Origin of the sequence: Pseudomonas sp. 18-147, from assembly GCF_051048045.1 — a bacterium.
GTDB lineage: Bacteria > Pseudomonadota > Gammaproteobacteria > Pseudomonadales > Pseudomonadaceae > Pseudomonas > Pseudomonas aeruginosa.
In genome coordinates this window covers 781395-796221 of sequence record NZ_CP182296.1, presented here as the reverse complement: position 1 = coordinate 796221, position 14827 = coordinate 781395, and the positions used below count along the sequence as shown (strand labels likewise).

23 protein-coding genes are annotated in these 14827 nt (G+C 60.5%); 1 reads left to right on the top strand and 22 read right to left on the bottom strand.

Annotated elements, in window-relative coordinates:
• Window positions 1–48 precede the first annotated feature (48 nt).
• Window positions 49–2886, top strand: a complete 2838-nt coding sequence (uvrA, locus tag ACM0M4_RS03805; protein ID WP_003093663.1) for an excinuclease ABC subunit UvrA — start codon at window positions 49–51, stop codon at window positions 2884–2886.
• A 70-nt stretch (window positions 2887–2956) separates the two neighbouring features.
• Here uvrA and bfr read toward each other — a convergent pair whose 3' ends face one another.
• The 22 genes from bfr to rplP form a co-directional block, all read right to left on the bottom strand.
• Window positions 2957–3421, bottom strand: a complete 465-nt coding sequence (gene bfr, locus ACM0M4_RS03800; RefSeq protein WP_003093668.1) for a bacterioferritin — start codon at window positions 3419–3421, stop codon at window positions 2957–2959.
• 130 nt (window positions 3422–3551) lie between these two features.
• Window positions 3552–5000 (bottom strand): catalase KatA, encoded by a 1449-nt coding sequence (gene katA / locus ACM0M4_RS03795; protein ID WP_003103909.1) that lies wholly within the window; start codon window positions 4998–5000, stop codon window positions 3552–3554.
• Window positions 5001–5280: 280 nt separating this feature from the next.
• Window positions 5281–5670, bottom strand: coding sequence for a 50S ribosomal protein L17 (gene rplQ, locus ACM0M4_RS03790; RefSeq protein WP_003093672.1), 390 nt, complete (start codon window positions 5668–5670; stop codon window positions 5281–5283).
• A gap of 43 nt (window positions 5671–5713) precedes the next feature.
• Window positions 5714–6715 (bottom strand): DNA-directed RNA polymerase subunit alpha, encoded by a 1002-nt coding sequence (locus ACM0M4_RS03785; RefSeq protein WP_003093675.1) that lies wholly within the window; start codon window positions 6713–6715, stop codon window positions 5714–5716.
• A 22-nt stretch (window positions 6716–6737) separates the two neighbouring features.
• Complete coding sequence (rpsD, locus tag ACM0M4_RS03780) at window positions 6738–7358, bottom strand: 30S ribosomal protein S4 (RefSeq protein WP_003093678.1); 621 nt, start codon at window positions 7356–7358, stop codon at window positions 6738–6740.
• Window positions 7359–7374: 16 nt separating this feature from the next.
• Complete coding sequence (gene rpsK / locus ACM0M4_RS03775; protein ID WP_003093689.1) at window positions 7375–7764, bottom strand: 30S ribosomal protein S11; 390 nt, start codon at window positions 7762–7764, stop codon at window positions 7375–7377.
• A gap of 18 nt (window positions 7765–7782) precedes the next feature.
• Entirely contained in the window at window positions 7783–8139 is a 357-nt protein-coding gene (gene rpsM / locus ACM0M4_RS03770) for a 30S ribosomal protein S13 (protein WP_003093692.1), read from the bottom strand.
• 130 nt (window positions 8140–8269) lie between these two features.
• On the bottom strand, window positions 8270–8386 hold the full coding sequence (gene rpmJ, locus ACM0M4_RS03765) for a 50S ribosomal protein L36 (RefSeq protein ID WP_003093693.1): 117 nt from the start codon (window positions 8384–8386) through the stop codon (window positions 8270–8272).
• Window positions 8387–8414: 28 nt separating this feature from the next.
• Complete coding sequence (gene secY / locus ACM0M4_RS03760; protein WP_003093694.1) at window positions 8415–9743, bottom strand: preprotein translocase subunit SecY; 1329 nt, start codon at window positions 9741–9743, stop codon at window positions 8415–8417.
• Window positions 9744–10178: a 50S ribosomal protein L15 gene (gene rplO / locus ACM0M4_RS03755; protein ID WP_015502295.1), complete on the bottom strand. Its 435-nt coding sequence runs from the start codon at window positions 10176–10178 to the stop codon at window positions 9744–9746. It abuts the gene before it with no gap.
• Window positions 10179–10181: 3 nt separating this feature from the next.
• A complete protein-coding gene (rpmD, locus tag ACM0M4_RS03750) occupies window positions 10182–10358 on the bottom strand; it encodes a 50S ribosomal protein L30 (RefSeq protein ID WP_003093696.1) in 177 nt (58 codons plus the stop codon).
• 2 nt (window positions 10359–10360) lie between these two features.
• Window positions 10361–10861: a 30S ribosomal protein S5 gene (rpsE, locus tag ACM0M4_RS03745; RefSeq protein WP_003093697.1), complete on the bottom strand. Its 501-nt coding sequence runs from the start codon at window positions 10859–10861 to the stop codon at window positions 10361–10363.
• Between the two features lie 3 nt (window positions 10862–10864).
• Entirely contained in the window at window positions 10865–11215 is a 351-nt protein-coding gene (rplR, locus tag ACM0M4_RS03740) for a 50S ribosomal protein L18 (protein ID WP_003093698.1), read from the bottom strand.
• A gap of 10 nt (window positions 11216–11225) precedes the next feature.
• Entirely contained in the window at window positions 11226–11759 is a 534-nt protein-coding gene (gene rplF, locus ACM0M4_RS03735; protein ID WP_003093699.1) for a 50S ribosomal protein L6, read from the bottom strand.
• 11 nt (window positions 11760–11770) lie between these two features.
• Window positions 11771–12163, bottom strand: coding sequence for a 30S ribosomal protein S8 (gene rpsH / locus ACM0M4_RS03730; protein WP_003093700.1), 393 nt, complete (start codon window positions 12161–12163; stop codon window positions 11771–11773).
• A 189-nt stretch (window positions 12164–12352) separates the two neighbouring features.
• Window positions 12353–12658, bottom strand: a complete 306-nt coding sequence (gene rpsN / locus ACM0M4_RS03725; RefSeq protein WP_003093701.1) for a 30S ribosomal protein S14 — start codon at window positions 12656–12658, stop codon at window positions 12353–12355.
• Between the two features lie 13 nt (window positions 12659–12671).
• Window positions 12672–13211: a 50S ribosomal protein L5 gene (gene rplE, locus ACM0M4_RS03720; RefSeq protein ID WP_003093703.1), complete on the bottom strand. Its 540-nt coding sequence runs from the start codon at window positions 13209–13211 to the stop codon at window positions 12672–12674.
• 19 nt (window positions 13212–13230) lie between these two features.
• Window positions 13231–13545, bottom strand: a complete 315-nt coding sequence (rplX, locus tag ACM0M4_RS03715; protein WP_003093711.1) for a 50S ribosomal protein L24 — start codon at window positions 13543–13545, stop codon at window positions 13231–13233.
• 12 nt (window positions 13546–13557) lie between these two features.
• Window positions 13558–13926: a 50S ribosomal protein L14 gene (gene rplN, locus ACM0M4_RS03710; RefSeq protein ID WP_003093714.1), complete on the bottom strand. Its 369-nt coding sequence runs from the start codon at window positions 13924–13926 to the stop codon at window positions 13558–13560.
• A 23-nt stretch (window positions 13927–13949) separates the two neighbouring features.
• Window positions 13950–14216, bottom strand: a complete 267-nt coding sequence (gene rpsQ, locus ACM0M4_RS03705) for a 30S ribosomal protein S17 (protein WP_003093717.1) — start codon at window positions 14214–14216, stop codon at window positions 13950–13952.
• Between the two features lie 2 nt (window positions 14217–14218).
• The gene (rpmC, locus tag ACM0M4_RS03700) at window positions 14219–14410 is read right to left on the bottom strand and encodes a 50S ribosomal protein L29 (protein ID WP_003093720.1); all 192 of its coding nucleotides are present in this window, start codon (window positions 14408–14410) and stop codon (window positions 14219–14221) included.
• Complete coding sequence (gene rplP, locus ACM0M4_RS03695; RefSeq protein ID WP_003093723.1) at window positions 14410–14823, bottom strand: 50S ribosomal protein L16; 414 nt, start codon at window positions 14821–14823, stop codon at window positions 14410–14412. The genes rpmC and rplP overlap by 1 nt, the downstream gene beginning before the upstream one ends.
• Between the last annotated feature and the right edge of the window lie 4 nt (window positions 14824–14827).

Here is a 14827-nt window from a genome sequence, read left to right as displayed (position 1 = left end):
GCGGCCAGCCGTATAATCAGCGGTTTTCGCCCGCCATGCGAGGCCGCTGTGGATAAGATCCTGATTCGTGGGGCGCGTACCCACAACCTGAAGAACGTCGACCTCACACTGCCACGCGACAAACTGATCGTGATCACCGGTCTTTCCGGTTCCGGCAAGTCTTCCCTGGCTTTCGACACGCTCTATGCGGAAGGCCAGCGGCGCTACGTGGAATCCCTCTCGGCCTACGCCCGGCAGTTCCTGTCGATGATGGAGAAGCCGGACGTGGACACCATCGAAGGGCTGTCGCCGGCGATTTCCATCGAACAGAAGTCCACTTCCCACAACCCACGCTCCACCGTGGGTACGATCACCGAGATCTACGACTACCTGCGCCTGCTTTATGCCCGCGTCGGTACCCCGCGCTGCCCGGACCACGACATCCCGCTGGAGGCGCAGACCGTCAGCCAGATGGTCGACCAGGTCCTGGCCCTGCCGGAAGGCAGCAAGCTGATGCTGCTGGCGCCGGTGATCCGCGAGCGCAAGGGCGAGCACCTGGCGGTGTTCGACGAGATGCGCGCGCAGGGCTTCGTCCGCGCCCGGGTCGACGGCAAGCTCTACGAACTCGACGAAGTGCCGAAGCTGGATAAGCAGAAGAAGCACAGCATCGATGTGGTGGTGGACCGCTTCAAGGTTCGCGCGGACCTCCAGCAACGCCTGGCCGAGTCGTTCGAGACCGCCCTGTCCCTGGCCGACGGTATCGCCCTGGTAGCACCGATGGACGAGGACGAGGATGTCGAGGAGATCATCTTCTCGGCGCGCTTCGCCTGCCCGGTCTGCGGCCACTCTATCAGCGAGCTGGAACCCAAGCTGTTCTCCTTCAACAACCCGGCCGGCGCCTGTCCGACCTGCGACGGCCTCGGCGTGAAGCAATTCTTCGACGCGCGCCGGGTGGTCAACGGCGAGTTGACCCTGGCCGAGGGCGCGATCCGCGGCTGGGACCGGCGCAACGTCTATTACTTCCAGATGCTCGGTTCGCTGGCCCAGCATTACGGCTTCAGCCTGGAAGAACCCTTCGACGAACTCGGCGCCGAACACCAGAAGGTGGTGCTCTACGGCTCCGGCCGGGAAAACGTCGACTTCCGCTATCTCAACGACCGCGGCGACATCGTCAAGCGTTCGCACCCCTTCGAAGGCATCCTGCCGAACCTTGAGCGGCGCTACCGCGAGACCGAGTCGGCCACGGTCCGCGAGGAGCTGGCCAAGTTCCTCAGCACCCAGCCCTGCCCGGATTGCCACGGTACCCGCCTGCGCCGCGAGGCGCGGCATGTGTGGGTCGGCGACCGGACGCTGCCGGCGATCACCGCGATGCCGGTCGGCGAAGCCTGCGAGTATGCCGCCGGACTCAGCCTGACCGGCCGCCGTGGCGAGATCGCGGCGAAGATCCTCAAGGAAATCCGCGACCGCCTGCAATTCCTGGTCAACGTCGGCCTCGACTACCTGACCCTCGACCGCAGCGCCGACACCCTGTCCGGCGGCGAAGCCCAGCGCATCCGCCTGGCCAGCCAGATCGGCGCCGGCCTGGTGGGAGTGATGTACATCCTCGACGAACCCTCGATCGGCCTGCACCAACGCGACAACGAGCGCCTGCTCGGCACCCTCACCCACCTGCGCAACCTCGGCAACACGGTGATCGTGGTCGAGCACGACGAGGACGCGATCCGACTCGCCGACTACGTCGTCGACATCGGTCCGGGCGCCGGCGTGCACGGCGGCCAGGTAGTGGCGGAAGGTACGCCCGACCAGGTGATGAACCACCCCGACTCGCTGACCGGCAAGTACCTTTCCGGGCGCAAGAAAATCGCGGTTCCGGCCAAGCGCACCCCGCGCGACAAGAAGAAGCTGCTGAAGCTGAAAGGCGCCCGCGGCAACAACCTGCAGAACGTCAACCTGGAAATCCCGGTCGGCCTGTTCACCTGCATCACCGGGGTCTCGGGCTCCGGCAAGTCGACGCTGATCAACAACACCCTGTTCCCGATCACCGCCACCGCGCTGAACGGCGCGACTACCCTGGAAGTGGCGCCGTACGACTCGTTCGACGGCCTGCAGCACCTGGACAAGGTGGTCGACATCGACCAGAGCCCGATCGGTCGTACCCCGCGCTCCAACCCGGCGACCTATACCGGCCTGTTCACGCCGATCCGCGAACTGTTTTCCGGCGTGCCGGAGGCCCGCTCGCGCGGCTACGGTCCCGGCCGCTTCTCGTTCAACGTCAAGGGCGGCCGTTGCGAGGCCTGCCAGGGCGACGGCGTGATCAAGGTGGAGATGCACTTCCTGCCGGATATCTACGTTCCCTGCGATGTCTGCAAGGGCAAGCGCTACAACCGCGAGACCCTGGAGATCCGCTACAAGGGCAAGAGCATCCACGAGGTGCTGGAGATGACCATCGAGGAAGCCCGCGAGTTCTTCGACGCCGTCCCCGCCCTGGCGCGCAAGCTGCAGACGCTGATGGACGTCGGCCTGTCCTACATCAAGCTGGGCCAGAGCGCGACCACCCTCTCGGGCGGCGAGGCGCAGCGGGTCAAGCTGTCCCGCGAGCTGTCCAAGCGCGATACCGGCAAGACCCTGTACATCCTCGACGAACCGACCACCGGCCTGCATTTCGCCGACATCCAGCAACTGCTCGACGTGCTCCACCGCCTGCGCGACCACGGCAACACCGTGGTGGTGATCGAGCACAACCTGGACGTGATCAAGACCGCCGACTGGCTGGTCGACCTCGGCCCCGAGGGCGGCTCCAAGGGTGGCCAGATCATCGCCAACGGCACGCCAGAGCAGGTGGCCGAGATGCCCCAGTCGCACACCGGCCACTTCCTCAAGCCGTTGCTGGAACGCGATCGCGCCTGATTGCCGGGCGCTCATGAAAAAGCCCCTGCGGCCGTGAGGCGCAGGGGCTTTTTCGTATCCGCGGGTAGGGTCAGATCTGCGACTGCAGGTAGTTCTCCAGGCCCATCCTGGCGATCAGGCCAAGCTGTTGCTCCAACCAGTAGGCGTGGTCTTCCTCGGTGTCGGCCAACTGGGCCTTGAGGATGTCGCGGCTGACGAAGTCCTTATGCTGCTCGCAGAGGGCGATGCCCTTGGCCAGCGCGGCGCGGACATGGCGCTCGAGCTTGAGGTCGGCCTCGAGCATCTCCGGCACCGTGGTGCCCGGGTGGATATCGTCGGGACGCATGCGCGGCGTACCTTCGAGCAGGAGGATACGGCGCAGCAGGGCGTCGGCGTGCTGGGTCTCCTCCTCCATCTCGTGGTTGAGGCGCTCGTAGAGCTTGCTGAAGCCCCAGTCCTCGTACATGCGCGAGTGGATGAAGTACTGGTCGCGCGCGGCCAGCTCGCCGGTCAGCAGCGTGTTGAGGTAATCGATGACTTCCGGATGGCCTTGCATCGGGGGGCTCTCCCTGGAGAAAACTAGGAATCTAGCCGCATATGCTCCCGGCTCCGCCTGATCCGGGTCAAGCCAATGCAGATAAAAAAGCCCCCTTCCTAGGAAGGGGGCCGGGGGCCTCATCAGGCCATCAGTCCAGCTTCAGGCCGAGGGCGTCGGCGACGCCTTTGCCGTAGGCCGGATCGACCTTGAGGAACAGGCCGATCTGGCGACGCTGGATCTGTTCCGGTACATCGCGGATGTCTTCGGCGATGTTGGCGAACAGCCGCTGCTTCTGCTCGTCAGTGAACAGATGGAACAGCGCGGCGGGCTGGCTGTAGTAGTCGTCGTCCACCCGGTGGTTCCAGTGGTCCGCCGCGCCCTCCAGGCTCAGCGGCGGCTCGGAGAAGTCAGGCTGCTCCTGCCACTGGTTGAAGCTGTTCGGCTCGTAGGTGACGCGCTGATGGGCGTTGTTGCCGTCCACCCGCATGCCGCCGTCGCGGTGGTAGACCTGGTGCGGGCAACGCGCGGCGTTCACCGGGATCTGGTGGTGGTTGACGCCCAGGCGATAGCGATGGGCGTCGCCGTAGGAGAACAGACGGCCCTGGAGCATCTTGTCCGGCGAGAAACCGATACCGGGCACCACGTTGGCCGGCGTGAAAGCGGCCTGCTCGACCTCGGCGAAGTAGTTGTCCGGGTTACGGTTCAGCTCGAAGAAGCCCACTTCGATCAACGGGTAGTCGCCGTGGGGCCAGACCTTGGTCAGGTCGAACGGGTTGTAGCGATAGGTGGCCGCTTCCTTCTCGGGCATGATCTGCACGTACATCTTCCAGCGCGGGAAGTCGCCTTTCTCGATGCTCTCGTACAAGTCGCGCTGCGAACTCTCGCGGTCCTGGGCGATCACTTCGGCGGCCTCGGCGTTGGTCAGGTTCTCGATGCCCTGTTGGGTCTTGAAGTGGAACTTGACCCAGAAGCGCTCGTTGTTCGCATTGATGAAGCTGAAGGTATGGCTGCCGAAACCATGGATGTGCCGATAGCTCTTCGGCAGGCCGCGGTCGCTGAAGTCGATGGTCAACTGATGCAGCGACTCGGGGAGGTGAGAGAAAAAGTCCCACTTGAAGGTCGCATTGCGCAGGTTGGTGCGCGGGTCACGCTTCACCACGTGGTTGAGATCGGGGAACTTGAGCGGGTCGCGCAGATAGAACACCGGGGTGTTGTTGCCGACCAGGTCCCAGTTGCCCTGCTCGGTGTAGAAACGCATGGAGAAGCCGCGGATGTCTCGCTCGGCATCCGCCGCGCCACGCTCACCGGCGACGGTGGAGAAGCGCAGGAACATATCGGTCTTCTTGCCGACCTGGGAGAAGATCTTCGCCCGGGTGTAGGGGGTGATGTCATGGGTGACGGTGAAGGTGCCGTAGGCCGCGGAGCCTTTCGCATGCATGCGTCGCTCGGGGATCACTTCGCGATCGAAGTGGGCGAGCTTCTCGAGGAACCACACGTCCTGCAGCAACATCGGGCCACGCGGACCGGCGGTCTGCACGTTCTGGTTATCGACCACCGGTGCGCCAGCGGCAGTGGTCAGGCGGGTCTTCTCTTCCATTTACTCTCTCCTCAACGGCTAACGTGCTATGAAGCGAAGCGGCTACACGGAAATCATCAGCGTGGACCAGGGATTGGCGGAGGACAACCTGTCGGCTGAACCAAGCGCCCTTTGCATTGATCTCGCTTATCCGAACGTAGCTTTTCGTAAAAGCAGGTTAAGGATGAATGACAGCCCTCCCACAATCCAATTTATTAAAGACAGCGAGCCGATAGATAAAAACTTTAAGGCAGGTAATAAAAAACCGGGCCTGGGCCCGGTTTCTTGTGCAGCAGATGCCTTATTCGGCAGCTTCTACGACTTCACCGCCGACAGGACGATCAACCAGCTCGACGTACGCCATGGGGGCGTTGTCGCCAGCGCGGAAACCGCACTTCAGGATGCGCAGGTAGCCGCCCGGACGGTTGGCGTAGCGCTTGCCCAGGTCGTTGAACAGCTTGCCAACGGCAGCTTTCGAACGGGTACGGTCGAAAGCCAGGCGACGGTTGGCGACGCTGTCTTCCTTGGCCAGGGTGATCAGCGGCTCGGCAACGCGACGCAGTTCCTTGGCCTTGGGCAGGGTGGTTTTGATCAGTTCGTGTTCGAACAGCGACACCGCCATGTTCTGGAACATAGCCTTGCGGTGCGCGCTGGTGCGGCTCAGGTGACGACCACTTTTACGATGGCGCATGGTTCAATTCCTTTCCAAACTTTACGTTCGGTAGTTACGACGATCAGGCAGTGGCCTTGTCGTCTTTCTTAAGACTTGCCGGCGGCCAGTTATCGAGGCGCATACCGAGGGACAGACCACGGGAAGCCAGAACGTCCTTGATTTCGGTCAGGGACTTCTTGCCCAGGTTCGGCGTTTTCAACAGCTCCACTTCGGTGCGCTGGATCAGGTCACCGATGTAGTAGATGTTTTCCGCCTTCAGGCAGTTGGCCGAACGTACGGTCAGTTCCAGGTCATCGACCGGGCGCAGGAGGATCGGATCGATCTCGTCTTCCTGCTCTTCAACGACGGGTTCGCTGTCGCCCTTGAGGTCCACGAACGCTGCCAGCTGCTGTTGCAGGATGGTAGCGGCGCGACGGATAGCCTCTTCGGGATCCAGGGTGCCGTTGGTTTCCAGGTCCAGGACCAGTTTGTCCAGGTTGGTGCGCTGCTCGACACGGGCGTTTTCCACCACGTAGGAGACACGACGGACCGGGCTGAACGATGCGTCGAGCTGCAGACGGCCGATGCTGCGGCTTTCGTCTTCGTCGCTCTGACGTGCATCGGCAGGCTCGTAGCCACGGCCACGAGCTACCTTCAGCTTCATGTTCAGCGCGCCGTTGTCTGCCAGGTTGGCGATAACGTGGTCACCGTTGATGATCTCAACATCGTGATCCAGCTGAATATCGGCAGCAGTCACAACACCCGAGCCCTTCTTAGCCAGGGTCAGCGTCACTTCATCACGACCGTGCAGCTTGATGGCCAGACCTTTCAGGTTCAGCAGGATCTCGATTACATCTTCCTGCACACCTTCGATCGCCGAGTACTCGTGGAGTACGCCGTCGATCTCGGCCTCGACCACTGCGCAGCCAGGCATGGAGGACAACAGGATGCGACGCAGCGCGTTGCCCAGGGTGTGACCAAAACCACGCTCGAGAGGCTCGAGCGTGATCTTGGCGCGGGTTTGACTGACCACCTGCACATCGATGTGGCGGGGGGTCAGGAACTCATTTACCGAACTCTGCATGGATGCACCTATTTTCTAGCCCTTACTTGGAGTAGAGCTCGACAATCAGGTTTTCGTTGATATCAGCGGACAGGTCGCTGCGAGCCGGAGCACTCTTGAAGGTACCAGCCTTCTTGTCGAGGTCGACTTCGACCCACTCGACGCGACCGCGCTGGCCACAGAGTTCCAGAGCCTGAGCGATACGCAGCTGGTTCTTCGATTTTTCGCGAACAGCTACGACGTCACCGGCCTTCACTTGGTAGGAAGGGATGTTGACGGTCTGACCGTTGACGGTGATGGCCTTGTGGGATACCAGCTGGCGGGATTCCGAACGAGTGGAACCGAAGCCCATGCGGTATACGACGTTGTCCAGGCGGCACTCGAGCAGTTGCAGCAGGTTCTCACCGGTAGAACCCTTGCGACGGGAAGCTTCCTGGTAGTAACCGCGGAACTGACGCTCCAGCACGCCGTAGATGCGACGTACTTTCTGCTTTTCACGCAGCTGCAGACCGTAGTCGGACAGACGGCCACGACGCTGGCCATGCTGGCCAGGAACGTTTTCAGCCTTGCACTTCGAGTCGAGGGCGCGGGCGCCGCTCTTCAGGAACAGGTCGGTGCCTTCACGGCGAGACAGTTTGCACTTGGGACCAATGTAACGAGCCATTTCTCACTGTCTCCTATTACACGCGACGCTTTTTCGGCGGACGGCAGCCGTTATGCGGGATCGGGGTTACGTCGGTGATGCTGGCGATCTTGTAGCCGCAAGCATTCAGAGCGCGAACGGCGGACTCGCGGCCCGGGCCCGGGCCCTTGACGTTGACGTCCAGGTTCTTCAGACCGTATTCCAGGGCAGCCTGGCCGGCACGCTCGGCCGCTACCTGGGCAGCGAACGGGGTGCTCTTACGCGAGCCGCGGAAACCGGAACCACCGGAGGTCGCCCAGGACAGTGCGTTGCCCTGACGGTCGGTGATGGTCACGATGGTGTTGTTGAAAGACGCGTGGATGTGGGCGATCCCATCGACCACTGTCTTTTTGACTTTCTTACGGGGACGAGCAGCAGGTTTTGCCATGACTAGATTCCTACGCGATTACTTGCGGATCGGCTTACGCGGGCCCTTGCGGGTACGCGCGTTGGTCTTGGTACGCTGACCGCGAACCGGCAGACCGCGACGATGACGCAGACCGCGGTAGCAACCGAGGTCCATCAGACGCTTGATGTTCATGTTGATTTCGCGACGCAGATCACCTTCGGTGGTGATCTTCGCGACTTCGTTACGCAGCTGATCGATCTGCTCGTCGCTCAGGTCCTTGATCTTGGCAGCCGGGTTTACGCCGGTGGCTGCGCAGATGCTCTGAGCAGTAGTGCGACCAACACCATAGATGTAGGTCAGCGAGATAACAGTGTGCTTGTTATCCGGAATGTTGACGCCTGCAATACGGGCCATTCAGAAAAACTCCAATTGACAGCTACCCTGCGCCCAGGAAGCCAAGAAAGGGCGCGGATATTAGCGCTGTAATAGCAAATAATCAACCCGGCAGCACACTAGCTGCCGGGTTATCACGCGTGGATCACAATCAGCCTTGGCGCTGCTTGTGACGCGGTTCCGCGCTGCAGATCACCCGCACGATGCCATCGCGACGGATGATTTTGCAGTTACGGCACAGCTTCTTGACCGATGCACGAACTTTCATCACCAACTCCTCGAACCTTACGGGTCTATCAGCGCAGCATGCCGCTGCCGTAGCCCTTCAGGTTGGCTTTCTTCATCAGGGATTCATACTGGTGAGAAACGAGGTGAGATTGCACCTGGGCCATAAAGTCCATGACAACCACGACCACGATCAACAGCGAGGTCCCGCCAAGATAGAACGGCACGTGCGCCGCAACCACCAGGAACTGGGGCAGCAGGCAGACAGCCGTCATGTACAGAGCACCGAACATGGTCAAACGGGTCAGCACGCCATCGATGTAGCGAGCGGACTGTTCGCCCGGACGGATGCCCGGAATAAATGCACCGGACTTCTTGAGGTTCTCCGCCACGTCCTTCGGGTTGAACATCAGCGCTGTATAGAAGAAGCAGAAGAAAACGATCCCTGCAGTGAACAGCAAGATGTTCAGCGGCTGCCCCGGAGCGATCGCTTGCGCGACGTCCTGCAACCAACCCAAGCCTTCCGACTGACCGAACCAGGAGCCCAGGGACGCCGGGAACAGCAGGATACTGCTGGCGAAAATCGCGGGAATCACACCCGCCATGTTCACCTTCAACGGCAGATGGCTGGTCTGCGCTGCAAACACCTTGCGGCCTTGCTGGCGCTTGGCGTAATGCACCGCGATGCGACGCTGGCCACGCTCGATGAACACCACGAACGCGATGATCGCCACGGCCAGCAGGCCGACGCCGATCAGGGCGAAGATGTTGATGTCACCTTGACGGGCAGACTCGAAAGACTGACCGATGGCGCGCGGCAGGCCTGCAACGATACCAGCGAAGATCAACATCGAGATGCCGTTGCCGACACCGCGCTCGGTGATCTGCTCGCCCAGCCACATCATGAACATGGCACCAGCCACGAAGGTGGTGACAGCCACGAAGTAGAAGCCGAAGTCGTTGGAGAAGGCTACGCCCTGGCTGCCCAGGCCAACGGACATGCCGATGGCCTGGACCAGTGCCAGGACTACAGTACCGTAGCGGGTGTACTGGCTGATCTTGCGACGCCCAGACTCACCCTCTTTCTTCAACTGCTCCAGCTGCGGGCTGATAGCGGTCATGAGCTGCATGATGATCGATGCCGAGATGTACGGCATGATCCCCAGTGCAAAGATACTCATGCGCTCCAGCGCGCCGCCGGAAAACATGTTGAAGAGGCTAAGAATGGTCCCCTCGTTCTGCCGGAACAGTGCCGCCAAGCGATCGGGGTTGATGCCCGGAACTGGGATGTGCGCGCCGATCCGATAGACGATGATCGCCAGGAACAGGAAACGCAGACGTGCCCAGAGCTCGGACAGACCGCCGTTGCTTAGCGCAGAGAGAGCACCTTGCTTAGCCATTTAGTCCTCGAATTTACCGCCAACTGCTTCGATAGCCGCACGCGCACCCTTGGTGGCGGCGATACCTTTCAGGGTGACCGCACGACCAACTTCGCCGGACAGCATGACTTTGACGCGCTGTACGTGCTGGTTGATCAGGTTGGCATCCTTCAGGGTCTGCAGGCTGACGACGTCGCCTTCGACCTTGGCCAGTTCGGAGGTGCGTACTTCAGCACGATCCATGGCCTTCAGGGAAACGAAGCCGAACTTCGGCAGGCGACGGTGCAGAGGCTGTTGACCACCCTCGAAGCCCGGAGCGACCTTGCCACCGGAGCGGGAGGTCAGACCTTTGTGACCACGGCCACCGGTCTTGCCCAGACCGCTACCGATGCCACGGCCCGGACGGTGCTTTTCGCGACGGGCACCCGGCGCGGAACGCAGATCGTTCAGTTGCATGGATTAACCCTCCACACGCAGCAGGTAGTAGGCCTTGTTGATCATGCCGCGGTTCTCAGGAGTGTCCTGAACTTCGACGGTATGATTGATGCGACGCAGGCCGAGACCCTTGACGCAAGCCTTGTGGTTGGCCAGACGGCCGTTCAGGCTCTTGACCAGAGTGACTTTGACAGTTGCCATGGTTAGAGAATCTCCTCGACGCTCTTGCCACGCTTGGCCGCTACTGCTTCCGGAGCCTGCATGTTCTTCAGGCCCTTGAAGGTGGCGTAAACCACGTTCACCGGATTGGTGGAGCCATAGCACTTGGCCAGGACGTTCTGCACACCAGCCACTTCCAGAACGGCACGCATGGCGCCGCCGGCGATGATGCCGGTACCTTCCGAAGCCGGCTGCATGTACACCTTGGAGGCGCCATGGGCGGACTTGGTCGGATACTGCAGGGTGGTGCCGTTCAGATCGACTTGGATCATGTTGCGGCGAGCGGCTTCCATTGCTTTCTGGATGGCGGCCGGCACTTCACGCGCCTTGCCACGACCGAAACCAACGCGACCCTTGCCATCACCCACCACGGTCAGTGCGGTGAAAGCGAAGATACGGCCACCTTTTACGGTTTTGGCGACGCGGTTAACCTGAACCAGCTTCTCGATGTAGCCTTCGTCGCGCTTTTGCTCGTTGTTTGCCATAACTTAGAACTCCAGTCCGCCTTCACGAGCGGCATCAGCCAGCGCTTTCACACGGCCGTGGTACTTGAAGCCAGAACGATCGAACGCCACCTGGGTGACGCCGGCCGCTTTGGCGCGCTCGGCGACCAGTTGACCAACTTTCTTGGCTGCATCGATGTTGCCGGTGGCACCTTCGCGCAGGTCTTTGTCCAGGGTCGAGGCGCTGGCCAGGACCTTGCCGCCGTCGGCCGCAATGACCTGGGCGTAAATGTGCTGGGAAGAGCGGTACACGCAGAGGCGTACGGTTTCCAGCTCGCGCATCTTCAGGCGTGCCTTGCGAGCGCGACGCAGACGGGTTTCTTTCTTGACGCTCATTTGCTATGCCCTACTTCTTCTTGGCTTCTTTACGACGGACGACTTCGTCGGCGTAACGCACGCCCTTGCCTTTGTAAGGCTCCGGCGGACGGAAGTCGCGAATTTCGGCAGCAACCTGACCGACCAGCTGCTTGTCGATACCCTTGATCAGGATATCGGTCTGGCTGGGGGTCTCAGCGACGATGCCGGCCGGCAGTTCGTAATCAACCGGATGGGAGAAGCCGAGGGACAGGGACAGCACTTGGCCCTTGGCCTGCGCTTTGTAACCAACGCCGACCAGCTGGAGCTTGCGCTCGAAGCCCTGGCTGACGCCGACTACCATGTTGTTCACCAGAGCACGGGTGGTACCAGCCATGGCGCGAGTCTGCTGGTCGCCGTTACGCGCAGCAAAACGCAGCTCACCGCTGTCCTGGATCACTTCGACCGAAGGATGGACCTTGAGCTCCAGAGCACCTTTGGCGCCCTTGATGGACAGTTGCTGACCAGCCAGTTTGATTTCAACGCCGGCAGGCAGCTTGACGGGGTTCTTAGCAACGCGAGACATGCTGATTCCCCTTAGAACACAGTGCAGAGCACTTCGCCGCCAACACCAGCAGCACGGGCAGCACGATCGGTCATCACACCTTTGTTGGTGGAGACGATCGACACACCGAGGCCGCCACGAACTTTCGGCAGTTGCTCAACGGATTTGTACTGACGCAGGCCAGGACGGCTGATGCGCTTGACCTCTTCGATGACAGGCTTGCCTTCGAAGTACTTCAGTTCGATGGACAGCTGGGGTTTTACTTCCGAGCTGATCTGGAAATCCGCAATATAGCCTTCGTCCTTCAGGACTTTGGCTACCGCCGCTTTCAGTTTCGAGGACGGCATGCTTACGACGGTCTTTTCAGCCATCTGGGCATTACGGATGCGAGTTAGCATGTCTGCTAACGGGTCCTGCATACTCATGGGCTTAACGCTCCTGATACAAAAGAATAAGCCTTCAACTTCAATTCGCCCATAAACGCCAGGCGAAACAAACCCAGGCTCAGGGGAGCCGGGTATTCTAGAGATCACGCCAAAACGAATCAAGCCCCATGAGGGGCTTGATTCGATGTCGCGATCAACGGTGCCGACTGGCGACACCGTTCGCTGCGATTACCAGCTGGCTTTCACCAGACCCGGTACGTCGCCGCGCATGGCGGCTTCGCGCAGCTTGTTACGGCTCAGGCCGAACTTGCGGTAGAAGCCGTGCGGACGACCGGTCAGGCGGCAACGGTTACGCAGGCGGCTGGCGCTGGCGTCACGCGGTTGCTTCTGCAGGGCGACCTGGGCATTCCAACGCTCTTCCGCAGAGGAGTTCGGATTAGCGATGATCGCTTTCAGCTCGGCACGCTTCTTGGCGTACTTGGCTACCGTCAGCTGACGCTTCAGCTCGCGGTTCTTCATGCTCTCTTTAGCCATGTTCCTACTCCAATCAGTTACGGAACGGGAATTTGAAAGCACGCAGCAGGGCGCGACCTTCGTCATCCGTACGAGCGGTGGTGGTCAGGGTGATGTCCAGGCCACGCAGCGCATCGATCTTGTCGTAATCGATTTCCGGGAAGATGATCTGCTCTTTCACGCCCATGCTGTAGTTGCCGCGACCATCGAAGGACTTGGCATTCAGGCCGCGGAAGTCACGCACGCGCGGCAGGGAGATGGACAGCAGACGATCCAGGAACTCGTACATCCGGTCGCTACGCAGGGTGACCTTGACGCCGATCGGCCAGCCTTCACGGATCTTGAAGCCTGCGATGGACTTACGAGCGTAAGTCACGACCGGCTTCTGACCAGTGATCTTTTCCAGATCGGCTACGGCGTTCTCGATGATCTTCTTGTCACCGACCGCCTCGCCAAGACCCATGTTCAGGGTGATTTTGGTAACGCGCGGAACTTCCATCACGTTCGCCAGCTGAAGCTCTTCTTTCAGCTTGGGCGCGATTTCCTTCCGATAAATTTCTTTCAATCGTGCCATGGTGATCTACCTAGCAGCCTCAAGCCTGAACCGGTTTCTGGGTCGACTTGAAGACACGAATTTTCTTACCGTCTTCTACCTTGAAGCCAACGCGGTCAGCCTTGCTGGTTTCAGTATTGAAGATGGCGACGTTGGAGACGTGCAGAGGCGCCTCCTTCTCGACGATACCGCCCTGTTGACCGAGCATCGGATTGGGCTTGGTGTGGCGCTTGATCAGGTTCACCCCGCCGACGACCAGACGGTCGTCAGCGAGAACCTTCAGCACCTTGCCACGCTTGCCCTTGTCCTTGCCGGCAATGACGATTACTTCGTCGTCACGACGAATCTTTTGCATGACGGCTACTCCTTACAGCACTTCGGGGGCGAGCGAGACGATCTTCATGAACTTCTCGGTACGGAGTTCACGAGTCACTGGCCCAAAGATACGGGTGCCGATCGGCTCCTGCTTGTTGTTCAGCAGGACGGCGGCGTTGCCGTCGAAGCGGATGATGGAACCGTCGGTACGACGTACGCCGTGCTTGGTGCGAACGACCACGGCAGTCATGACCTGGCCCTTCTTCACTTTGCCGCGCGGAATCGCTTCCTTGACGGTGACCTTGATGATGTCGCCGATGCCGGCGTAACGGCGGTGGGAACCGCCGAGCACCTTGATGCACATCACACGACGCGCGCCGCTGTTGTCAGCGACATCGAGCATGGATTGAGTCTGAATCATATAATTTCTCCGACCCCTAGTCCTTAGACTTCCACCGCGCGTTCAACGATATCAACCAGGGTCCAGGCCTTGGTCTTGGCCAGCGGACGGGTTTCGCGAATGGTGACCAGGTCACCAATGCGGCACTGATTGGATTCGTCGTGTGCGTGCAGTTTGGTCGAACGCTTGACGTATTTGCCGTAGATCGGGTGCTTGACGCGACGCTCGATCAGTACGGTGACGGTCTTGTCCATTTTGTCGCTGACGACGCGGCCGGTCAGCGTACGGACGGTTTTCTGAGCTTCAGCCATGATCACTTACCTGCTTGCTGATTGAGCACAGTTTTAACGCGAGCGATGTCGCGCTTAACCTGCGAGAGCAGGTGAGACTGCCCCAACTGGCCAGTTGCTTTCTGCATGCGCAGATTGAACTGGTCGCGCAGCAGGCCGAGCAGTTGCTCGTTCAGCTGCTCAACGGATTTTTCACGAAGTTCATTCGCTTTCATCACATCACCGTCCGCTTAACAAAGGAGGTGGCGAGGGGCAGCTTTGCAGCAGCCAGGGCGAAAGCCTCACGCGCCAGCTCTTCGGAAACACCCTCGATCTCGTACAGGACCTTGCCCGGCTGGATCTGGGCTACCCAGTACTCGACCCCACCCTTACCTTTACCCATACGAACTTCGAGGGGCTTCTTGGTGACAGGCTTGTCAGGGAATACGCGGATCCAGATCTTGCCGCCACGCTTCACGTGACGGGTCAGCGCACGACGCGCGGACTCGATCTGACGAGCAGTAAGGCGGCCACGGCTAGTGGCCTTCAGTGCGTACTCACCGAAGCTGACCTTACTACCACGATGAGCCAGACCACGGTTGTGGCCGGTCATTTGTTTGCGGAACTTCGTACGCTTGGGTTGCAGCATTTGC